The organism is Pantoea phytostimulans, from assembly GCF_046118715.1.
Classification (GTDB): domain Bacteria; phylum Pseudomonadota; class Gammaproteobacteria; order Enterobacterales; family Enterobacteriaceae; genus Pantoea; species Pantoea phytostimulans.
In genome coordinates, this window is the sequence record NZ_CP173698.1 from 231,718 (window position 1) to 252,555 (window position 20,838).

General features: G+C 48.4%; 17 protein-coding genes and 6 pseudogenes. 14 read left to right on the plus strand and 9 right to left on the minus strand.

The genetic code is table 11. From position 1 onward, the window contains the following. Positions 1 to 84: 84 nt before the first annotated feature. The 5 genes from ACF2G4_RS01075 to ACF2G4_RS01095 are packed head-to-tail and all read right to left on the minus strand — an operon-like array spanning position 85 to position 8,962. A complete protein-coding gene (locus ACF2G4_RS01075; protein ID WP_409075360.1) occupies positions 85 to 2,658 on the minus strand; it encodes an SNF2-related protein in 2,574 nt (857 codons plus the stop codon). Next, positions 2,659 to 4,626 carry a hypothetical protein gene (locus ACF2G4_RS01080; RefSeq protein WP_409075361.1) on the minus strand — a complete coding sequence of 656 codons (1,968 nt, stop codon included), beginning with the start codon at positions 4,624 to 4,626 and terminating at the stop codon, positions 2,659 to 2,661. Next, positions 4,626 to 5,870, minus strand: a complete 1,245-nt coding sequence (locus ACF2G4_RS01085; RefSeq protein ID WP_409075362.1) for a hypothetical protein — start codon at positions 5,868 to 5,870, stop codon at positions 4,626 to 4,628. The genes ACF2G4_RS01080 and ACF2G4_RS01085 overlap by 1 nt, the downstream gene beginning before the upstream one ends. Further along, positions 5,867 to 6,847: a helix-turn-helix transcriptional regulator gene (locus tag ACF2G4_RS01090; protein WP_409075363.1), complete on the minus strand. Its 981-nt coding sequence runs from the start codon at positions 6,845 to 6,847 to the stop codon at positions 5,867 to 5,869. Before ACF2G4_RS01090 ends, ACF2G4_RS01085 begins: the two co-directional genes overlap by 4 nt. Before the next feature lie 24 nt (positions 6,848 to 6,871). Then, positions 6,872 to 8,962: an AAA family ATPase gene (locus tag ACF2G4_RS01095; RefSeq protein ID WP_409075364.1), complete on the minus strand. Its 2,091-nt coding sequence runs from the start codon at positions 8,960 to 8,962 to the stop codon at positions 6,872 to 6,874. A gap of 339 nt (positions 8,963 to 9,301) precedes the next feature. On the opposite strand from ACF2G4_RS01095, the pseudogene ACF2G4_RS01100 reads away from it, so the two are divergent. Then, positions 9,302 to 9,768: pseudogene (locus tag ACF2G4_RS01100) on the plus strand (DUF4942 domain-containing protein); the annotation flags it as partial. A gap of 187 nt (positions 9,769 to 9,955) precedes the next feature. Here the strand turns inward: ACF2G4_RS01100 and ACF2G4_RS01105 are convergent. Next, positions 9,956 to 10,279: pseudogene (locus ACF2G4_RS01105) on the minus strand (site-specific integrase); the annotation flags it as partial. On the opposite strand from ACF2G4_RS01105, the pseudogene ACF2G4_RS01110 reads away from it, so the two are divergent. Then, positions 10,279 to 10,491 (plus strand): annotated as a pseudogene (locus ACF2G4_RS01110) (IS3 family transposase); the annotation flags it as partial. The pseudogenes ACF2G4_RS01105 and ACF2G4_RS01110 overlap by 1 nt on opposite strands. 313 nt (positions 10,492 to 10,804) lie before the next feature. Here ACF2G4_RS01110 and ACF2G4_RS01115 read toward each other — a convergent pair. After that, a complete protein-coding gene (locus ACF2G4_RS01115) occupies positions 10,805 to 12,115 on the minus strand; it encodes an amidase (RefSeq protein ID WP_409075365.1) in 1,311 nt (436 codons plus the stop codon). 181 nt (positions 12,116 to 12,296) lie between these two features. Here ACF2G4_RS01115 and ACF2G4_RS01120 point away from each other — a divergent pair. From ACF2G4_RS01120 to ACF2G4_RS01130, 3 genes and pseudogenes are all read left to right on the plus strand, one after another. Beyond that, a pseudogene (locus ACF2G4_RS01120) lies at positions 12,297 to 12,554 on the plus strand (JAB domain-containing protein); the annotation flags it as partial. A 13-nt stretch (positions 12,555 to 12,567) separates the two neighbouring features. Then, on the plus strand, positions 12,568 to 12,903 hold the full coding sequence (locus ACF2G4_RS01125) for a type IV toxin-antitoxin system YeeU family antitoxin (protein WP_409075924.1): 336 nt from the start codon (positions 12,568 to 12,570) through the stop codon (positions 12,901 to 12,903). 65 nt (positions 12,904 to 12,968) lie between these two features. Then, a pseudogene (locus tag ACF2G4_RS01130) lies at positions 12,969 to 13,288 on the plus strand (TA system toxin CbtA family protein). Between the two features lie 234 nt (positions 13,289 to 13,522). Here the strand turns inward: ACF2G4_RS01130 and ACF2G4_RS01135 are convergent. Beyond that, positions 13,523 to 13,697 (minus strand): annotated as a pseudogene (locus ACF2G4_RS01135) (hypothetical protein); the annotation flags it as partial. An 837-nt stretch (positions 13,698 to 14,534) separates the two neighbouring features. Between ACF2G4_RS01135 and ACF2G4_RS01140 the strand changes: the two are divergent. The 8 genes from ACF2G4_RS01140 to ACF2G4_RS01175 all read left to right on the plus strand — a co-directional run bounded on the left by ACF2G4_RS01140 (position 14,535) and on the right by ACF2G4_RS01175 (position 18,900). Then, the gene (locus tag ACF2G4_RS01140) at positions 14,535 to 14,891 is read left to right on the plus strand and encodes a hypothetical protein (protein WP_409075366.1); all 357 of its coding nucleotides are present in this window, start codon (positions 14,535 to 14,537) and stop codon (positions 14,889 to 14,891) included. A 93-nt stretch (positions 14,892 to 14,984) separates the two neighbouring features. Continuing rightward, positions 14,985 to 15,371 carry a hypothetical protein gene (locus tag ACF2G4_RS01145; RefSeq protein WP_409075367.1) on the plus strand — a complete coding sequence of 129 codons (387 nt, stop codon included), beginning with the start codon at positions 14,985 to 14,987 and terminating at the stop codon, positions 15,369 to 15,371. A gap of 241 nt (positions 15,372 to 15,612) precedes the next feature. After that, the gene (locus ACF2G4_RS01150) at positions 15,613 to 15,951 is read left to right on the plus strand and encodes a hypothetical protein (RefSeq protein ID WP_409075925.1); all 339 of its coding nucleotides are present in this window, start codon (positions 15,613 to 15,615) and stop codon (positions 15,949 to 15,951) included. A 1,153-nt stretch (positions 15,952 to 17,104) separates the two neighbouring features. Beyond that, the gene (locus tag ACF2G4_RS01155) at positions 17,105 to 17,290 is read left to right on the plus strand and encodes a hypothetical protein (protein WP_409075368.1); all 186 of its coding nucleotides are present in this window, start codon (positions 17,105 to 17,107) and stop codon (positions 17,288 to 17,290) included. Between the two features lie 52 nt (positions 17,291 to 17,342). Further along, the gene (locus ACF2G4_RS01160) at positions 17,343 to 17,618 is read left to right on the plus strand and encodes a cupin domain-containing protein (protein ID WP_243078369.1); all 276 of its coding nucleotides are present in this window, start codon (positions 17,343 to 17,345) and stop codon (positions 17,616 to 17,618) included. Positions 17,619 to 17,726: 108 nt separating this feature from the next. Beyond that, complete coding sequence (locus ACF2G4_RS01165) at positions 17,727 to 17,888, plus strand: hypothetical protein (RefSeq protein ID WP_215847387.1); 162 nt, start codon at positions 17,727 to 17,729, stop codon at positions 17,886 to 17,888. Between the two features lie 132 nt (positions 17,889 to 18,020). Then, positions 18,021 to 18,443 (plus strand): DUF4186 domain-containing protein, encoded by a 423-nt coding sequence (locus tag ACF2G4_RS01170; protein WP_409075369.1) that lies wholly within the window; start codon positions 18,021 to 18,023, stop codon positions 18,441 to 18,443. 139 nt (positions 18,444 to 18,582) lie between these two features. Beyond that, positions 18,583 to 18,900: a hypothetical protein gene (locus ACF2G4_RS01175; protein ID WP_215847385.1), complete on the plus strand. Its 318-nt coding sequence runs from the start codon at positions 18,583 to 18,585 to the stop codon at positions 18,898 to 18,900. Between the two features lie 82 nt (positions 18,901 to 18,982). On the opposite strand, the gene ACF2G4_RS01180 is transcribed toward ACF2G4_RS01175, so the two are convergent. Beyond that, positions 18,983 to 20,137 (minus strand): AI-2E family transporter, encoded by a 1,155-nt coding sequence (locus tag ACF2G4_RS01180; protein WP_409075370.1) that lies wholly within the window; start codon positions 20,135 to 20,137, stop codon positions 18,983 to 18,985. A gap of 364 nt (positions 20,138 to 20,501) precedes the next feature. On the opposite strand from ACF2G4_RS01180, the gene ACF2G4_RS01185 reads away from it, so the two are divergent. Continuing rightward, positions 20,502 to 20,825, plus strand: coding sequence for a hypothetical protein (locus tag ACF2G4_RS01185; RefSeq protein ID WP_409075926.1), 324 nt, complete (start codon positions 20,502 to 20,504; stop codon positions 20,823 to 20,825). Positions 20,826 to 20,838 lie beyond the last annotated feature (13 nt).

A 20,838-nucleotide genomic window follows, 5' to 3' on the forward strand; every position in this document is an offset into this window, starting at 1 on the left:
TCACTACATCAGAAGCGGCAGAAGAAAAATTCACTATTTGATTATTAATAACGGCACATGCCTGAAAACCTTCAGGTTAATTTATCAGTCAGATAATGGAGTCCTTCTGCTTTTAGTCAGGGGAGAAAAGTTGGGTGCAGCATTAATCACCGACTGCATACTTTCTCTGTTCCTGACATCCTCCTGAAGCGTGTTCACTGAGAAGGGATTGCCATGTAATTGCGCACGAAGGTTATCCCAGCGCTGGCTGAGAACTTGCCAGTTCCGCTCGTCGTAGGTGCCTTTGAAGACAATTGGCATGAAATTTATGGTGGGTAATGCATCGCCGCGTTCTCCTGCGGCCAATGCTTCTTCAAGTTTTTTCTGCCAGAGGCTGTTCAATCGATCGACCCGGCCAATCTGTTGCTCTACCACGCCAGGATTCCATTCCGGATGTAGCATGATTACTGTTCTACAGGCCAGGTGCAGGTTCAGCCCCTCTCTGGCGACCATCGACTGAGCGACCAGAACAGAAGGACGGCTGTATTGGCGGTTGAAGGCCAGATTAAGCAGGTTGCGACTGGCCGCAGAGGTTTGTCCATTCATCAGGCGTGCATAGTCACTTTCGCGACGGCTGTACTCTTCATGGAGCCAGTCCACAACAGCTTGCCAGCGTTGCTCTGTAAACTGACTCTCCCCGTCAACTTCTTCATCACTGTCGGGGTTATCACGGCCACGCATGGCATTAACGATATCGGTAAAGACTTCTGCCAGGCGTGCAGGGGAGCGTCGTTCATCTGCGGCCCCGGTAAGTGCATAAATAGCCCTGGCAACAATGACTAAATCTTCATTACCCTCACGATGGGTAGCACGTTGCTTAAAGACGGCAAACAGTGTTTTCACTTTGTCACTTTCGCAGGCTGATAATCCCTCATCAAGCCGCGAGATCAGGCTGTTACGAAACGCGATACGGCTGTTATTAAGCTCTTTATACTGACTGGCAAGCTGCGCATTAATGGCGTCTTGATCGGCTTCGCCATCATATAGCTGGCGCCAGGCACACTGAACGGCAGGCCACTCGAGTAAAGGCAACTGTTCATGCGGCCAGTAATCCTGTTTTGACTTCAGCGTTCGCAACATTTCACGTGCATTAAGCAATTGCACCAGCGCGGTCATCGGGCGAGTAAACCGCCCAAAAACCAATACTTTTTCATTGCGAGAGCAAACCTCCTCCACGGCTTCAACCGCAGCCAGGATCGCGGGATGGGTAAAGAGAGTTGTTCCTTCTCCCGTGCTCAGGACGGAGTTGAGTTGGCTCTGCCACCATTTGACACGTTGCTGGCGCTTATCTACGCACGTGTTGGTTTCCGGTTTAGCGACTTCCTGCTGCTCCGTTTCGAGCGGATGCGTCGCGCCTTCATCTGGATTGTTTAACAGCGTGGCGATACCATGACCGTTGCCAACCGTCAGCCGCAGTCGTTGTGTGGCGCTATCTTCGTGCATGTGGGAAACAAACGAGAGCGCTTCAGCTGCGCAAATCGCCTGTCTCCAGTTCATCGGCAGCGTGAAGGTATCCACTACGATCTCTTTCTTACGACGATAGGAACGAGTTGAGTGCTGATGGAATTTCTGCACAAACTCGTCTTCGCGTTTGTCACGACGTAACAGATAAGGAGACAGAGCCTGCTCAAACGCAGCGGCGGCCAGGTAATACTTCTGTTGTGACAGGGTGTTGGCGTAGTTTTCCCTAATATCTGCGACGGCGGCCTGGTAATGTTCAATGGCCTGAATAGCTTCGGGAGAACTGACCTCAATACGCGCCAGCATTTGTATCCATTGCTGGCTGTCGAGTTCAATGGGCGTTGCGCTCACGGCCAGTCGTCGGGTTTCACCGGCAGGCTGAATGATATTTTCCAGTAAGCGATTCAGGCTGCTGTTATGTCCACGGCTTTTATGCGCTTCATCGACGATAACAAGATCAAATGTCCCGAGGCCGAGCCCCACACTGGTTTCAAGCTGTTCGCGTTGTGATGAATGCACGCCATACTGCTCATCTAACAGCGCGTTATCCCAGTGGATCTCACGATTCAGCGATTTGATCTTTTCTTTGGCTGGATGTGCAGTCGGCAGACGGCGTATTGCTGTGCTGATTTTTTTGGCAGCCAGCTTGAGATAAGGCTCGGTTAATGAAGGGCAATCACGCCTGTCAGACCACTGCCAGCAGAGTTCCGGGAGTAATCCCCAACGCCACGGATGACTGTTTTCACCCAGTCGCCAGTTAGCCATGGCGTGGGAAACAATCAGGCAATCTTCCTCAAACCAGGGGACGGATGGTGTATCCGTTCCCCAGGCACTCATATATTGCTTAAGGCTAAGCAGCGGTGCTGAAGGGGTGACACCTGCCGTTTGCAGCTCATCCCGCCAGTTGGTCGCCAGTCCGCCCGGAATCAAAACGGCGACTCTGCCGCCTGCCGCAATGACGCAGCGGGAAAGCGCCGCTGCGATGCGGGTTTTTCCCATACCCACTTCGTCCGCCAGAATAATGCCATGATGTTCAATGCGATCGGCAATCGCCAGCAAGGCTGCTTTTTGTCCGGCATTAAGCTCTACTTGTTCCTGCGAAACCAATTCGCGCAGTAACTCAGTGACGACAGGCCAACCCTGAAAGTTATTCTTCATTTACGCTCTCCAGAAATGGGCCAGGGAATCGACACCCCAGGCTTGTTCAATACGCATCAGCATCTGCAGATAATCCTGCCCCTTATCGCTCTGGTCGTCTTCGGCATACACCGGTCGGAAAGGCGCTTCTTTCAACGGACTGAGTGGATTGATGCCAAGATCCTTAAAGCAGGTGATATCGTTGTTTTCGCTCGCCTGAATCAGTGTCTGCTCGAGACTGCGACACCAGTAAAGCCACTGGCTTTCAGGAAGCGTGGTCTGACGCTCGGCAATACCTTCGATTAACGCCATCACCTGCCTGACAGGCTGAGAAGAGACTGTCTGGTCGTCAGAATTTATCGCAAAAGAACCGGCCGTTGAGGTTGTTAAAGCGCTGGTTGGATCGGCGAAATCCACATCGGGTGTGTGAGGGAAACTGGATAGCTGCCAAAGCACTTCTTCCAGATCGAGTGGTCGCAAAGGCGTTGCGGCAATGCGACCAAGCACATCAATAACGGGAATTTTTGCACTCTCAGTCCCGTTATCTGACTGCCAGGTAATGTTCACCCAGCGTGGCATTTCTCCCTGCCACAGAAAACCCTGCTGAACCAGGGGACAGGAAGTCCCGGCAGACGCTAAAACGGTGATTTTATTCTCGGGGAGGCCGGGGGAATGAAGAGCACCCCGGCCGTCCGCAAGGGGGGTCCATTTCAGCCAGGTTATGGGCGGTGCAAAGTGGGGACGGCGTTCCTCCATATCTTGTCCCGCCTGAAGGGGCATTTGCAGAGCATCACAATCAATCTCCGACTGGATGGGGAGTAACCATGTCAGGGTTTTTTCGGGTGCCAGTTTCCCAGCACGGGTTCTCGCCAATCGTTCCGGTGAAAAGAACACGCCGGCTTCCAGATTGCCCACGCCTGTTTTCATTCGCTGCATAAAGCCAGGTGCGGTAAGGTTGCCTGAGCCCAAATAAAGCCAGCACTGGGTCAGCGTATCGCTGACGTTGCGGTAGTTAGCACTAAAAATAAATTTGGCATGCAGGGTACGTTCAGGCTTTACCAACTGAGAGGGGGGTCTGACAGTGATGTGTTGTTTTCTGAGTTTTGCCACATTACTGGCTACTGCCTGGCAAGCCTCAGGATTAACATAGAGGTCGATTTCAGGGTTTTTTGTTAATAAATTTTCATCCTGTAAAAGCTGGACAATTTTTTGTGGCACTAATGATTTATCGCCTCTACCCCCTTCATAGAAACCAGACCCCATTGCAAGATAATTTCTTTTTCCAACGACAGCAGGTCGGTCCAGCCAGGATTTCAACTGATTAAAGAGTGATCTTTTGCGGTTATCGACCAAACGGGGTTTGCCGCGGGCATATTTGCGGCATGTATTGAGCCAGGCATTAACATCCAGCCGCGCCAGCCCCCCGATTGTTAGCCGATCGTTTATTTTTAATGTTAACAGGCTGGTATCACACCAGGAGGCGATTTCCTCAAACAAATTTTGCGCGGCACGAAAATCTGCACAACTCTGTTGAATATCATCGGTGACATTGTCCAGCGCATCACTGGAGAGATCCAGACACCAGACCAAATCAAGGCTTTCAGTCAGTGTCTCTTTTGTCCAGTTTCCGGTGCTGACGACCAGTCGTAGCCGCCAGGTATCTTCCGGTTGGTCAGGCTTAAAGCCCAGGATCGCGACTTTCGCATGAAGTAAATTCAGCGGTGGGGCTGACTTCATCTGGCAATGTAATACGCCGGGGACATCAACCGCAGATATGGGTTTATTTCCAGCATCAAGAAAAAGTGCCAGTTTTATTTGTCCGTGATTAGCCCGCGTAGCCTGATTAAGACAGCTAAAGCGATCCACCGCATTTTCCAGAAAGTCATCCGTTGCTGAATAGCCACACAGCCAGCCAAAATGCCCTTTATAACCCTCAGGTGCATCAAAATAGTCGACCAGGGAGGGCGGAAGTTTTGAGACATCAGCCATTATGCATTTCCTTCTTTGAGCCGATCTGCCAGTTCGCCATGGAGATCAAGGTTGAGTCGGAAAAGGTTGCGAATTCGCCATGATATCTCTGCAGGCCAGAAACCAGAGGCTTCTGGGGCATATTGTTCTTCTTCATCAGTGGACTGAGAGAATTGAGAGCGTGCGCTATCAAAGGCCGGACCCGGTTCAATCAGGTCGCCTTTTAGCTTAAGAATATGACCGTCACGACTGACCAGTGCGCGTAATAACGCCGCAGGTTCCAAAGTACATTCGCTGCAAAACTGGTTTGCAGCAGCGTCATTGTGTTGCAAATCCAAAAACGCTTGTGCGTAAATCCTTAGCTTTTCAGCTGCATCACCGATAGCCAGTGGAAGCTCCTGATGCAAAGGGAGAACAGGCCCCGGACCACGCTGAGCCATTTCAGACTCGAGACGATCCAGCAGCGCCAGTGCAGTGTTTTGCGTTTTAAAGAAATATGCACCTGCCTGCAAATCGTGCCAGTGAACTGATGAAATTTCGTCAGGACGATCTTTCCAGCTGAGTGGTTTAGGCGGGGACTGGCGCAAGCGATCCATCCATTGCAGGGCGTCCCTGCGACGCTTGCTATCTTCGTCACTGCCGGCATTTTCCAGCTGGCTTCGTATAAGTAAACAGGCATCTTGTGATAAGGGGATTAATGGCGAAGAGATGAATTTTGGAGGCTTTCTGTCAGGTGAGCTGATCCATTTTTTCAGCTCAGCCATTTGCGGCGTTTCAAGCCTGACAAGTTGCTTGCCCACCGGGCTACACTGAAAAGCGTTAAAGTTACGCTGAGCTTGAACAAATCCCAGAGCGGGCAGTGCTTCAATTGTACCCATGCGCATCGGTATGGTGACATAGAAAGCACGTCTTCTGGCGGCGTTGAAGGTCAGGCTGTCAGGTTTTAATGTGCGAATTTTTTGGATGCCACGCAGACGACGATCTCTGTTCTTTCCTTCATTCTCTTTAAAGCCCTGCCAGCAGCAAAGAGCTTCAATGGCATTCGCGGCTTCGATATTGCTGACGTTCTCGCCCATTTGACTGGCGATAGCCACACCCTGTAATGCCATCATCAGTTGACGCCCAAACCAGACGCCGCCTAAACCCGGCACAGCCCGATGATGGAAGCGGGTAACAATTTCGTTAAGTTGTAAGGTGCGTGTTCTTCTGACGGAAGGTACTTTTGCAGGCGCGCAAAGACCCCAGGTGATGTTGTTCAGGCTCATTCTATGGTGTTCTCTTCCATGACCGACTGCCGTTGAACGTTACTGACTGCTTCCCCAAAGGCAGCTAAAAACCACTTCAGCATGGCGCTGTCTACCACCGTGGCGGAGAATTCCAGGCGTTCATGGCCTATTTCCCGATGGGTTTGATCCAGTGAAAGCGGTGATTCAATCAAGTGGAATCCAGCGGTACGGTCAATTTCAAACGTAAGAAATATCTGGTGGCCTTCACCAAATCCAAAGCGGCCATCGTCATCATATTTTTTCAGATTGAATTCGGCTGGACGCTCGAAAGTAAAGGTACTGACACTGGTGGTAATAATGCGATTAAGCGCCAGACTGCGTTCGTTGTTGTAGCCTTCGAAACGACAGACCAGATAGAGGCGAGGGCCTTGCTGCGCTAGACCCAATGGCATCACTGTGTTTTCACTCTCTTTTCCGCTCGCATTGCGATAGGTGATGCGCAATAAACGATTGAGATATAACGCTTCACTAACGGATTCAAACACGCCATCAGCAATCGGTGGCGGCAGCAACGGTTGGCTGGTTGCCACAATGCGTACTTTATCCGGCCATTCTGCTTCAAGTCGGCTAGGGCCGTTGTCATGCAAATTACGTTGCGCCTGGGTGAACAGCCCGGTCATGGATTTGATTAATCGGCTTGGCAAAATAGGCTTCAGATGTGCTTCTGCCATTGCCAATAGCAGCGATTCTTGCGGCGTCAGCATCGGTAGCGAAACGCCATTAGAATTCTCCAGCCAGCGATAGCCATAGGGACGGCTACGGTTGTCGCACTCGATATCAAAATGGTCGCAAAGCATTTCCAGATTACGCTGAATAGTCCGTAAATCGCGCGCGATTCCCGCATGCAACAATTGCTCGTGCAGTTCTCTTGCCGTGATTTTTCTGCCGCGCGGAATACGACGCAGCAGCTCAAGAGCCAGCACGGTGGTTTCAATGGTTTCGGGTCTTTTAGCCATTTCGATCCCTTGTCAAATTAATTACTACAGAAAGCCAATCGCTGGTTTATTGCGTTTTTTCATCCAGCACTCGTTTTTCAGTGCGGAAACAAAGGCTTCTACTGAACTCACTGGCCTGAATTGATGTTGACGTGCTACCAGCGCAAAATCGCCAGGTGTCAGATAGTCCAGTTTTGATACTTCCTTGATGTCACTGGATTGCGGCTCATTAAGCTGTAGCTCACGGCAGTAAAGAGCCAGCAATGCAACGGCTTGGTCATCACACAAATAATTGAAGCGCACTTTAAGATCGAAACGACGCAGTGCGGCGGCATCCAGCACATCAAATCTGTTAGTGGTGGCGATCAACACACCTTTGAACTGTGCTATCTGGCTAAGCATCTCGTTGGTACAGCTCACCTGCCAATGGTGCTGATACTCGTCGCGTGCACTGAGAAAGCTGTCAATCTCATCAATCAGTAGTAACGCGTTGTCACGGTGCACCTGTTCAAATAGCGCAGCTATGTTCTGTTCACTTTCGCCTATGTATCGGCCAAAAAGCTGCGAGGCTTTACGTTCAATAACTACCATGTTCAACTGCTGCGCCAGCCAATATGCCCATGCAGTTTTACCTGTACCCGGTGGGCCATAAAGACAAAAACGAGCTGATTGTCCAGGCATCAGAGCTTTTCCAATCTCGCCAAGGGGAACATCACTATTGATAAATGCAGAGTCATAGAGCGCTGATGTTTGGGCAGCAACATGATGTTTTATCGGCATATGGCCTTGTGCCTTTAGGGTGTTATTTATTAAATACATTAAAGTCTCAGGGCGATTTTCTTTGGGTAAATTTTCGCCAATGCCCGCAAGCACGCTTGCCGCCCGGTTAACAACCGCCGGTGCAAGATAAGGCGCTTCAGCTAATTGAAAGAGGGTGTCAGGGGCCAGCATCGCGCCGCAGGCTTGCTGTATAATCTCTGCCCGCTGCGCACGTGGCGGAGCATTGAGCTCAATCACCATATCAAAGCGGCGCACCAGAGCCGGATCCAGAGAGCGGATATCATTCGCTACCCATAAAGAGGGGACAGCATTCTCTTCCAGCAGGCGATTTATCCAGGCTTTCGCTAACGGAAGTGGGCTGCTGTTATATAGCCCCGGACTGTCGATAAAAACATCTTCTGCCTCATCAAGCAAAATGATCGCTTTCTCATCGATAAACAGACGCTGCGCTGCGCGCCAGGCACGCAGGCGACGACTGCCGCTCATCGGGCGCAGGGCTTCATTTTCACTGCTAACTTCATAGAGGGAGGCTTGTAACTCTTTCGCCATCAGGCGACAAAGCTGGCTTTTACCGCTGCCCGGTTGACCATGAATCAGGATGTTTACCCCAACGCGATCGGTGCTAAGCGCGTGGTGCAACCATTGACGCAGAATATTGACCGCCGGGATGTAGGCATAATTGTTTAACGTCAGTTGGGCGGGTCCGCAGCTGTTAATCATGCCATGCAGTAGCCGCGCTGGACTCGTCTCACCCGCGTAAAGGCGTTCTGCCAGGGTGGGTGAGAATGGCTCAAGCTTATTGCGCAGCAAATGCGCGCCGTTCATTTCAAGGCTGATCAGACCGGTTTTCGTCAGGGTGCTCGTAGGGCCAAGTGCATCGCGTATGTCAATTTCGGTCATATCCAATATTGCCGCCAGCACACGATAAACCTTGGCTGAGGTGAGCGGCCCAAGCCATTCCGTGACGTCATCGAGCAGCCGTTCCTGATGTAACTGTAATGTGAATTCCAGGATGGATTTTTCGGCACTGTTTAGGCCAATACGCGTGGCAAACCTGTTCACTGCCGATTGAAAAATAGAAGTTTGGGTCAGCGAATTATGCTGTTCAGCATCCTGATAATATTTGCGTAATTTCCTCAGCAACAAATGTTGATCCTGCTGACTGAAGCTAAAAGAGTGTTCATAGGTAAGATTAAGATAATCCGCCAGCGACTGGCTGCTGAACCCATGCTGGGTAATAAACTGTTTGTGTGCGCCCAAGCGAAAAAGTATCCGCAAAATCCATTGCTGCATTTTGGTATCCTGGTAATTCATCTCAGCAACTTCAATCGCTTCAACAGACATCTTAGTGTTCATATTCTTCTCCTCGTAAAAACGCTATTTTCATATCGCGCTGTGACATTTCGTGTCGCAGGAAATGAGTGTGTTTTTTATGAGTTTTCGTTCGCGTGCGGCACAAGCTGTCGCAGGGTTATGAATGGTTTTTTTATTGGAAAATAGTGATTTTAGGTTTCTTATTTATATGGCCGATAACTTTCTACTCGTGAGTTAAATGTATTTTTCGCTTGCTAAGCACATTTGTTTAAAAGATACGGAAATATCGAGTAAATCGATACGTTCGATGAATCAAGAGATTAATAAGCAGGATGGTTAGGGTAATGTGTTTCTACTTTGGGAATATACATTCACTTTGCGGCCATCGTTGAAGCGAATATTTTCAGCACATTTGATCAGCTACATCAGAGCAAGGCTTAAGTGTTCGAGCGTGGCATTATCAACGGCTTAAAGAGCTGTCATAGGATTACAAAACTAATAGCTCGTGCTTCTTCGGTAAGAAAGCCATTATTAACAATCTGGTGACGTACGCCCGCTGTGGCTATTGCCTGACGTGGGGATTTCGTCGTGATCAACTGACAGATCTTGAACGGGTGTTGTTTTTGCTCGATAGCAAAGCGATACCCAATACACCAGGCGATATCTCCATGCATCTGATGGAGCATATTCGTGATAATCCGGGTAGGGATGTTTACAATGATACTTATTTCACCATCCGCTACTTTCAAAAGGGCACTGCGCATCTCACCTTCAAGCGCCCCGAGTTAGTGGATAAAATGAACGACATCATTGCTAAGCATTACCCTGGGATGTTGGCGTCCAGATAGCCAGGCGATACAATAGCTGCTGCGTGAGGTGTTAACCCGCTAAGCAGATTCAATCAGCAAAACCACGCAAAACAATGTGTTGGTATAATTGTTGGTGTAAATTTTATCGAACACAATTTTATGTTTTTTAGTCAATGGTTTAGGGTAGTAATTTGAATCCTGTAGGGGTACCAATCCTTTCAAGCACTTACGCAAGCTTCAATCCTACCTGATTTCCTCCTTGTGTCGTATTTGTGTCGTGATCACCTAAAAGTGAGTCAATTTTGCGCGCATGCTCCGTTAAATGGTTCGGTGCAAGGTGAGCATAACGACGTACCATCTCTATACTTTCCCAGCCACCCATCTCCTGCAATGCCGATAACGGAACGCCAGCCTGAATCAACCAGCTTGCCCATGTGTGCCGAAGGTCGTGAAAGCGGAAGTCTTCAATGCCTGCCCGTTTTAATGCTGCCCGCCATGCGGTATTGGAATCTACGCGCATCTTCCTGACGCTTGCTGTTGTGGTTCCGTCATTGCCACGACAATGCGGTTGCGGAAAGCTTTTTCCCGCTACTGAAACGCGAACGGATAAAGAGAAAGATCTACGGAACGCGGGAAGAAGCCCGCAGTGATGTTTTTGATTACATCGAAAAGTTTTATAACTGTAGGCGTCGGCATGGTTCGAGTAATCAGATGCCACTTTTTGAATACGAAAACCAATATTATCAACGACTCGGAAATATCTTGATGATCCGTGGCGATTCAAGAGAAACAAATATGCATTGCGTTAATCCTGATATCGGTGTCGATCAGGCATTATGGTTGGTGATGTATTCAGACTGAGCAGGTTAGCTACGCGTTAGAGCAGTCGCAGACCATTTACTTGCCATATTTGATGCGATTGAAAATCAACTGACGATACCATGATCGCGCCATCCGCCTCACCAACGACCAACATATATTCATGGCACAGGATCGCCTTTTAATCACGGGGCCAATGAACAGATAACAGCTACGGACCACATTACTTTTAACGTGATGTCTGTTTTGTTCATACCTATATTTCATTGCTCAGGAGGACGCATTCACACCCCAACGCCAGAGAGAGCAAAGAAAATTCATCCGACTCCTTCCCCAGAATTTCCATTCCTACCGGCAGCCCCTTTTGCGTCCTGCCACACGGCATTGTTATGGCGGGCAAACCGCTGATGGCGGCCAGTTCAGGCGCACAGCCAGGGGGCATTTTATTGAGGCTTTCTGGCAGTCGGCGAACCGTGGGATAAAGAAAACCCTCGATACGATTCTGTTCTGCAGCCAGCCCGAGTGCATGGGTTAATCGTCGCTGAAAGCGGCGTCCACTCAACCACAACGGGTTTTTCAGGCTTTGACATTCCAGCATTTTTTCAAGCAGCGGGATAAACTCAGCCAGACACTCACCGGAATCCACAATTCCCCGCAGCGTTGTCGGCACGGCTGTTTGTGCCGCCAGCCAGCTGTTTATGGCGACCGGGAATTCATACATGCTCAGGCAAGACTGTGATTCAACCTCCGCCAGAATGGGCAGAGCGATCTCTATGATGACTGCGCCTGCCTGGCGTAATCTCTCCAGCGCCTTGTTCCAGACCGTTCGCTCATCGCTATTTTCTGACTCCAGCGCGCGAATCACGCCTAATCGCACGCCTTTCAGCAATGTTGGCGATAATTCAGCAACCTCTTCACCGTGCAGAATGCCATGTAACAGCGCTGCATCCCGGACACTGTGGACCATGGGGCCAACGGTATCCTTGCTCACGGACAGCGGCGCAACGCCCGCGAGCTGCTGTCTCCGGAAAGCGGGACGCAGTCCGACCAACCCGGTGTAGCTGCATGGAATGCGAATCGAACCACCGGTATCGGTTCCCAGCGCACCATCTGCCATTCCGGCAATCACAGAAGCAGCACTGCCTCCGCTGGATCCGCCTGCGGTTAACGCCGGGCACAGTGGGTTACGGACATCGCCCCCCAGAGAACTCCGGGAGCGAACATCAAAAGCAAACTCTGACATATTCGCCCTTGCCAGAATAATCGCCCCTGCTTTACGCAGACGCTGGATCACTAACGCATCCTTAGCCGCGATGACCGATTCCAGCGCCTTACACCCCAGCGTTAGCGGCAAAGATGCACAGGCAATATTATCTTTTACAATGAGGGGGATGCCATGCAGGGGCCCCAAGCTTTTCTTTTCGCGGCGTAATTGCTGACACTTTTCTGCTTGAGAAATGGCCTCCGGGTTTACCCCGAGAATCGCGTTAAGGTGCAGGTTCTGCTCGACTATCTCCAGTCGTCGGGCGATCTCTTCCCGGCAGTCAGACGGTGGTACAAGACGCATAGTTCGCATTGAGTGATTACCTATTTCAACTTAAACCTGCGGGCAAATTTCATGGCTGTTCTACTCCCAGCCTAATCCCGCAGGATACCTGTTCTTTCTACACCCTCATGGTTGCATACGTATGCAATTTAAAAACTCATTTACCTCACAAAAACAAAATAATTATTTATAACCAAAACACCAATTACTCATTACCGGCACACTCAGTCACACTGAAGTTCATTCCCGCGAGGTGGTGAAACGCCCCCTGTACTTTAACGCGGCAGCAGTGATATTTGCCCATAACCACCCGTCCGGGGAAATTGCCCCAAGCCAGGCAGATAAGGCCATCACCCAGCGTCTGGTACAGGCGCTGATGCTGGTGGAAATCCGGGTTTCCGACCACCTGATTGTCGGCGGCAGGCAAATATTCTCATTCGCCGAACATGGTCTTATTTAACCGGAATAAAATGATGAATAAAGACGCGACCCAAATCTGGGGTCTCAAACGAGATATCACACGCTGTTTCGGAGCCCGACTGGTGCAGGAAGGTAACCGTCTGCATTTTCTGGCAGACCGGGCAGTATTCACCGGCTCATTCAGCGAGATGCAGGCCCTACAACTGGATGAAGCCTTCGCACATTTTGTCGCACATCTGGAGCTGATACTGCTCTTCTGTGAGCTGAATCCACGGTACGCGCACTGTGTCACACTGTACCGTAACGGGCTGACCTGTGAAGCCGATACGCTGGGTAGTCATGGGTATGTATATATCGCAATTTATCCCTCAAAACAGGTTAAAGACTGATTTTAGCCTTATCCCTGCATCGTAATCCTTCACACCTTTTCTTGCTTTATTAAGAGAGTCAACTTATGCAAACCTCAGCTGTACCGGCCACGGTGCCGGTTTCTTCACGCCTGTCGCCCGCAGAGGTCTGGCAGCAATTGTTAGGGTAACTACTGAAAAACTATTACGGCCTCACCCTCAACGACACGCTATTCCATGAGGATGCGGCCATTCAGGAGTATATCGAAGCGGAAATAACGCTTGCTGATGCGGTGAATTTCCTGGTGAACGTTATGAACTGGTGCGCACCGACCGTAAGGGATTAACCTGGCAGGAGCAGACGCCATTCCTGACCGCCACAGATATTCTCAGAGCCAGGCGAGCTACTGGATTAATAAATACTTAAATTCTTCGAGCCTCATTCCTGATTTTTAACTCCGAACTTTCCACTATTTTTATTCATCGCATAATGCGGCTGCGACTCTCGCAGGCGTATTTGCTTTTGTGGCCAATGTGAAAGCTAAACATAATCCAGATATGTTGGTGCCACGATAGTTAGCAGTTACAATCACCAGACTCGAATCGCTTTTGTTTTCAGCGAAATACGTTTGGGAGCCCATTTGGGGGCTCCTGAGTTTTTCTAACAGAGAAAAAACCAGTAATAACAAGGGGAATTTGGACTTAATTCGAATCTTGTAGGGTCTAAAAGTGAGTCAATTTTGCGCGCATGTTCCGTTAAATGGTTCTGAGCCAGGTGAGCGTAACGACGTACCATCTCTATGCTTTTCCAGTCCTCCCACCTCATTCCAGACCGAGGTGAATATTGACGCCATAAAAACACGCTAATGGTAGCAATTTATTTATATCTGACCCTAATCAGGCTTTATTTAATCACTGAACTGAATGATGATCAGTGCTTATGGTTTTGCTTTGCCTGCTTACACAGCCATGGAATAATCAAAGCATGATGAAAAGACGCGCGTTGGCTCATTCTGAATACCCTATACGGTGGCCGCACGAAGGTGTGGCCGCCTCTGAAAAAACGGGGTTCAGATATGAAAGAAAGAAATCGTGCCATTCGTCGGCACCACAGTGAAAGATTAAAAACGAAACGCAGCCGCTTTAGTGCTGCTGGTAATTGCTTCCTGGGCGATATAACCACCGTAAGTAAGGGCATGACTTACCATACACCTTGCCGTTGCTCATGCTGGATGTGCGGTAATCAACGCAAGTTTCATGGTATGAATGCTCAGGAAAAAAGAGCAAGAGCCCTCTTCACTGATTAAATAACAGAACCCATCGTAATGGTGGGTTTTTTCTTTCACGCTCTTAAAGCCACCCCATGCCACGGTTTATCCGACTGTTACCAATGACGTTAAGGTTATAAAGTCAGGCTACCTTTTCAGGCTTGCTGATATGCTTCTGCACTCGCGCGGACTAGAAAAGCTTTTCTCAAAAGCTGAACAACTGCGCAATCAACTATCTAGAAAGCCAGAAACATACCTCTCCACTTGCTCAAAGCATGTCTGATGTTTTGCTTCTCACCGCTAGCTAATTACCCGAACAAAATCATTTAATGAGCCCTTACTTACAATTAGAAATAAATGAGAAGCAGGTAACATGGTTCCGATTGCAATTAACGGAAATATAAAATGAAAAAGGTTTTGGCAGTGGCGCTTGGCGCGCTTTTACTTTCAGGCTGTACTGTGCGCGTTGCAGATATGACTGTAGCAAGTACTAAAAACTACAATCTCAACTCAGCAAAGTTCGTTAAAGGTCAGCGCGTAATTGGCGAAGATAAAGTGCCGGTTGTTCTGTTTCCACTTGGCATCCCTAACGTGAAAACGGCAATGGATCGCGCCATTGAGAAAAATCGCTGTGCTGTTGCTCTGTCTGACGTAGTGGTTTCACAGCTTAACCATGCATTCTTCTTTGGCACCCTTGGTTATCGCATTGAAGGTACAGAAATCATTGATCGTAGCCAGCCTGGTTGCGAGAACGCCGACTAATGACCAAGCCATCTTCGGGTGGCTTTTTTTGCGCTGTTATACAAACGTCACGTGCGAAGATTTTTCCCGTTATTTTGGAAATGAAAGGATTCAATGAACGACATAAATTTTTATGTTGCTCAGCTCAGTAGTTATGCCACTGCTGGCATTCAGCAGCAAAAAATTTCAGAAGCGCAGGCGAGAGTAAAGCGTTTTTTGGCGCATTTAACGCTACATGCCATGTGCGTTTCATCGAAAGAAGCAGTTAACAAATCCAACCGCGCAGATAAAAAGTTAATGGCATATGCTTCACGGCATGACGATTTAGGTATGACTAAGCCAGTCATTTTTAGTGCAATCATAGTGCAATCGAATGCGAAGGGCGCTTATGTTTGTAGGTTAATATCCGCCCCTTATTTCCCCAGCCAGACGGCTATATGTTTCATTGTCGACACTGGCTGGAAACAGGCTTATGTTATTAATTCTCAAAGAGACCAATAGTCTACATCAATCAAAATCCCATCATGAAGAAGGTTATGGCTGAAACGATTTCAATGCGACTTACAAAGTTCATTGTCTTTAGTTATTTGTTTCCCATTGCATCAGTTTCCCTTTGGCATTTATCCTGCTACATGTTTATGAGAACAAGGAAGTGAGCAAATTAAGCATCGAGGCTCTTTACGATACGGTTGTCAGATTTATTTACCTGCATTGAAAATTCAACGGAGTTTTGTTGGTCATGATTAAAAAAATAATCTGTTTAATTTCTTTAATGATGTTCACTGCTTCCGCCTTCTCGGCAACGCAATGTGGCCCTTTCTATTTAAAGGCTAATAAAAGTGGTTGGATGTATGTCAATGGTGAACGGTCAGAGACGCAGAAAATTACCTTTCTGAAAGAGAAAGATGACTATGACAACGTTAAGTTACAGTGGCGGGTAAAAAACGCTAAAGCGCCGGGTATGCTGGGAATGGAACAAATATATCGAGATGGCAAAGCGATTTTGAATGTAGAGGTGATTCGTACTCACCAAAGCCAGATACGTATACATGGCACATACGATTGCGAAAAAGTCGACTAAAACAAATATTTATATAACCCGCTTCGGCGGGTTTTTTATTGGAGTCAATATGCCATTTCAAGTCAATTACAGGCTGGGACACCTTATGATAATCGACATGTTGATTTTTCTGATGTGTATATGCTGTGTTCAGTAAGAGCCAATCCTGAAAAGTTGGCTGAGCATTGCGAATTATTGCTGTTGAATTGTAACTCGGCGGCCATGGAAGTGAACCGGCAGACGTAACGCGGGTGGTTCTGTTATGTCTTGTCATTCTTACCCAACACGTTCATTAGCGAAACGGCAAAAAATTAGTGCCGACATAATAAAAAGTGCATTAGTAATACAATATAAGATTTTGCCCTCATGCCTATCTACCATTCAAGTGTTAGGCTGCATTGTTGCTGCTAATCCTCCTAAGCGGCAGGATGTAAATGGTCATCACGGTGAATACTGTGGGTAATCGAACATGAGCCGGTTTGGCCATTCAATGGCTTACCGGGAGGCACCCGGAGCAGCAGCTTTATCTCAGCCACATCCTCTGAATTCTTTTAAGTGAAGGAGAATTTACGGTGTGGTTGTTTTAATGTAATTCTGGCGTTAGCCCTTATGCTATTACCCACATATCGAACGCGCTTAATCCCCTGACACAGCGAAATATTACGGTTTCAGTAGGATGTTTTTTCGCCTCTATAAAGTTACATTTGATTTGCATCTTATTGACGAGTTGTTAGAATAAGTCTTAAGGAAAGCGGTTGGTGCTGAAATCCACATTACGCATTCTGCTTTTACTTTAGAAATAGCCACCGGACAGGGTGGCTTTTTTTATGGCCTAAAAGGCAGCGCTGTAAGCGCATTCTGGCAAGGTGAAAAGACGCTCAACGCGTTGTTAAGCCGTCGGAATTTAACCCACAATTTCGCCATCCGCGTTAATGTAATGAGGTTGTACTCATGCTCTAACCGTGCGCCAGCGGTGCTGCGTACCATGTCGTAAAGCAGGGAGATCATTTGCTAACAATGCGCAACTTCAAGACTATAAACATCAAGTCATCCATCATCGGTGCTGCATTTTTTCGCTGTCATGCCGCCGCCCATAAAAACGCCCGTTGCCAACCGAAATGTGGACGATTTTGATCTGAACTTCTTTTATTCTCTTTATTGAATTGACCCTAAATTGGCGACTCTGTCGCAGCAGCAGAAAGGTGGCGAACGCCGCTCCAGCAATGCCCAATGTTTTATGGATTCAGCCGTTAAGTTGTGTACCAACTCGGTCGAAGTGACCAGCGCAGGGGCAAACTCGTTGGCCGTGCTCAGCGGCAACAGAGCCAGCGGCAGCCTGTTCTTCACCCCAGCGCAGTAGCGTAAAAGCATCATTGTCTATGCTTAAGGCAGGCCAATACTCAGGAGGCGAGATGACCGAGCAAGAATTCCGAAAATTATTAGCGGATAAAGGGTTTGATGAACCGGTTTGGGTTGAGCGAGCTCCCGAAACGCAACTCGATAACCATGTGCATTCTTTTGAGGCGATGGCGCTGATTACTCATGGCGACATCACCATTTTTACGGAACACAGCGAAAAGACTTATCAGGCAGGGGAGATTTTTCATCTGCAACCCAACGTGCCGCATCGCGAGGAATTTGGCGAGCAGGGCGTACGTTATCTGTCGGGAAGGAAAGAGAGTGCTTAATCACCGCAGATAACGCGCTATTCTCACGCTTTCGTGAAGTGCCGCACGCCTTGTTGGGGTGGGAGGACTACAGTTAACAGACCAACCACAGCAATCACGGAGGTCACCATGTCTGAACGTCCCGATTATGAAGAACCGGTTCCTGATGATGCCGAATATCCGGCATATGAAGATGATGATGAAGAGTTACCTGAAGGATCAGATGAAGGGATTGATCCGCTGGAAGATGAAGATGGAAATGACTTTCCCGATCCTGCTAAAAACATCTAAAAACTCAAAACCGCCTCCAGGCGGTTTTTTTAATTCGGACATCACTCGATTCTGCAGCCACTCAAAAACGTGAATAAAATCCAGTATACTTTTCACCGCTGTTTTGCCTTTCCATTCGTTCACTGAGGTTTTATGACGCCACTCGACGATCTTTTTCAGCGTCTGTCGCGCTCTCCATTCAGGCAGCGCTTTGCATTGGGTAAAATTGAATATGATTATTGCCTAAATAAAGGCGAAGTTCAGGTACGCGAACATGCGACTGACTTCATCAAACAAAGGTTGGCAGCAGCCGAACCAACTAATGACGGCAAGCAAACGCCGATGCGCGGTCATCCGGTATTTATTGCTCAACATGCTACCGGCACCTGCTGTCGCGGCTGTTTGCGCAAGTGGCACGCGATTCCTCAGCATCAGGCATTGACGACTGAGCAACAGGCGTATGCCGTTGAAGTCATCCTGCACTGGATTCATCAGCAAATGCAGAAGCCTGCGCCTGTAGCAAAAACGCGCAAAGTGAAAAAACAGGACACCAACCCACAGCTCGATCTGCTTTAACGGTGAATTATGCTGTTTTTTGGTTAAATTTTCGGCGCTCAAGCCACTTTCTTCATTCCTGGTTTATTCTTAAATCTTTCTACAACCTCATATGCCAGGATAATGACCTGACACGGCACTTTTTATAAAAGAGGGAATTATGAAGAAAACAATGATTGCACTGTCTGCACTTTTACTGGCGTCCCCTGTTTTCGCCGCAACGACTACCGATAACACGGTTGCTGAAGCGCACAAAGGCGCCGATACAGCGAAAGAAAAACTGCATCAATCTCAGCACCAGGGCGAAGAGCTGAAACTCAAATCTAAAAATGCAGCGGAAGGCAAAAGCAACGCCACCAGCAGCAAGATTGAGGAAGGCGCGCAGAAAAACTGGAATAAGACCAAAGAAGGCACTGAGAAAGGCTGGGATAAAACCAAGCAGGGTGCAGAAGATTTGAAAAACAAAGCAACTAACTAATTGATTTAGTAAGTTGTTTAAAAGAAAAACCCACCAATGCGGTGGGTTTTTTTATGGTTGGCATATTCACAATCTGGAAGCATTACTCTTTAACGGGGGTCTCCAGCTGCTTTTTGCTTTCTTCAACTGCGGTGTCCGACTGTTTTTTGCCTTCCTCGATAACCTCTTCATCAAGCTCTTCAATGTTCTGGCGGTTATCGCGCCCAGAGAGCAAATTCCAGCAGGCGATAAACAGCGCAGCAATCACCGGACCAATAACGAAGCCGTTGATGCCGTAAATTTCCATTCCGCCTAACGTGGCGATCAGAATCATATAGTCTGGCATTTTGGTGTCTTTGCCCACCAGCAGTGGGCGCAGAATGTTATCCACCAGGCCAACCACAATCACGAAGAAGCCCACCAGGAACAGACCTTTCCACAATGCACCTGTGGCAAAGAAGAAGATGGCGGCAGGTGCCCAAATAATCGCAGAACCCACGGCGGGGATCAGGGATAAAAAGGCCATCAATGCGCCCCATAGCAGGCTGCCATCAATGTCGATGAACCAGAAGGCCAGTCCACCCAAAATACCCTGCACGATGCCTACGACTACCGTGCCTTTGACGGTTGCACGCGAGACAGCGGCAAATTTTCCTAACAAATGGTGTTTAACGTAGGTCGAAAGCGGCAGCGCTTCTAAAATCAGATGCACCAGATAAGAGCCATCTTTCAGTAGGAAGAACAGCAGGTAAAGCATCACGCCAAAGCCCACGGTAAAACTAAACGTGCCTTTACCGATGATAAATACGCTGCCCGCCGCATACTGGCCGCCTTTCAGGGCAAACTCAGAGAGTTTTTGCTGAATTTGCGCTGCATTATCCAGATTATGCTCCGTTAGATAATGCTTCGCCCACCGCGGTAAATGCTGCATTAACTCAGCAAAAACCGTTGGAAACTGGGTCGAATTACCCTGCAATTTGGTATACACCGCGTTGATTTCTACCGCTAACGAAGAGGCAATAATCATCAACGGCGTGAACACGATCAAACAGATACACAGCAAGGTCAGCAGCGAAGCCAGCCCGTTGCGGTCGCCCAGTTTGTTGCGCAGCAGTGATTTAAGCGGATGAAAGATTACCGCTAATACCGCAGCCCACAAAATGGGAGAAAAGTAAGGGGATAACACATCGAAGAAGGCGACTGTTACGATCGCCAAAATCAGCAGGAAAAACCCAATATTCAATCCTTTAAAGCGCATTGAAAAACCTCATATAAAACATTCCTTGGTCAACCTAAAGTCATTCCGATTACGGCATTTACAACCGTTGAGGTCATCAATACATAACCGACAATAAGAAAGGTTTTTTGTTTTTTTACCGCAGCCAGCGCCAGCAGGATCAGAGCCAATCCCAAAAAGGGATGGCAAGCAGTGAAAAAGTCGACATCTTCTCTCCTCAGGTTCTGGGCCTTTTAACGACGCGCGTTGTGTGCCTACCGCAACAGGCGGGACAGAAGCCTACATTAGCGTAGCGGGTTCGTTTGAAAAAAGTAGATTAAGAATATTAATGAAAGCAGCGGAATCTGCCGATAAGAGAGTAACCGAGCAAAAAACGAGCAAGATAATGAAAGAACTGAGGCTAATCGTCGTCGCCATGATGCTGGTGGGCTGCGCGACCAAACAATATCCGCAAGCACCTGCGGTGACGACAGAAGAAACCACCGCCTTTGATTGCAAAGCCGTTGAACAGGAAATCGTTAAAGCCCACAGCGTACAGAGTGAAATCAGCGAAACGGGCCGTTTCGATGTGCTGACGGTGCTGGGGTTTATTGGTGACTTTGGCTTGGGAAATGGGTTGGCTAAACATTCCGCCACTAAAAAAGCGGATGTGCGGCTAAATCAGTTAGAAAATTTAAAAACCACTAAATGCCTACCCGCCGTGGCCTAAAGCCAGACAGTTG

Coding starts and splice junctions, on each gene's coding strand:
- ACF2G4_RS01075 (WP_409075360.1), bottom strand. CDS start 2,658: ATGAAGAATAACTTTCAGGGTTGGCCTGTCGTCACTGAGTTACTGCGC.
- ACF2G4_RS01080 (WP_409075361.1), bottom strand. CDS start 4,626: ATGGCTGATGTCTCAAAACTTCCGCCCTCCCTGGTCGACTATTTTGAT.
- ACF2G4_RS01085 (WP_409075362.1), bottom strand. CDS start 5,870: ATGAGCCTGAACAACATCACCTGGGGTCTTTGCGCGCCTGCAAAAGTA.
- ACF2G4_RS01090 (WP_409075363.1), bottom strand. CDS start 6,847: ATGGCTAAAAGACCCGAAACCATTGAAACCACCGTGCTGGCTCTTGAG.
- ACF2G4_RS01095 (WP_409075364.1), bottom strand. CDS start 8,962: ATGAACACTAAGATGTCTGTTGAAGCGATTGAAGTTGCTGAGATGAAT.
- ACF2G4_RS01115 (WP_409075365.1), bottom strand. CDS start 12,115: ATGCGTCTTGTACCACCGTCTGACTGCCGGGAAGAGATCGCCCGACGA.
- ACF2G4_RS01125 (WP_409075924.1), top strand. CDS start 12,568: ATGAATAAAGACGCGACCCAAATCTGGGGTCTCAAACGAGATATCACA.
- ACF2G4_RS01140 (WP_409075366.1), top strand. CDS start 14,535: ATGAAAAAGGTTTTGGCAGTGGCGCTTGGCGCGCTTTTACTTTCAGGC.
- ACF2G4_RS01145 (WP_409075367.1), top strand. CDS start 14,985: ATGAACGACATAAATTTTTATGTTGCTCAGCTCAGTAGTTATGCCACT.
- ACF2G4_RS01160 (WP_243078369.1), top strand. CDS start 17,343: ATGACCGAGCAAGAATTCCGAAAATTATTAGCGGATAAAGGGTTTGAT.
- ACF2G4_RS01165 (WP_215847387.1), top strand. CDS start 17,727: ATGTCTGAACGTCCCGATTATGAAGAACCGGTTCCTGATGATGCCGAA.
- ACF2G4_RS01170 (WP_409075369.1), top strand. CDS start 18,021: ATGACGCCACTCGACGATCTTTTTCAGCGTCTGTCGCGCTCTCCATTC.
- ACF2G4_RS01175 (WP_215847385.1), top strand. CDS start 18,583: ATGAAGAAAACAATGATTGCACTGTCTGCACTTTTACTGGCGTCCCCT.
- ACF2G4_RS01180 (WP_409075370.1), bottom strand. CDS start 20,137: ATGCGCTTTAAAGGATTGAATATTGGGTTTTTCCTGCTGATTTTGGCG.
- ACF2G4_RS01185 (WP_409075926.1), top strand. CDS start 20,502: ATGAAAGAACTGAGGCTAATCGTCGTCGCCATGATGCTGGTGGGCTGC.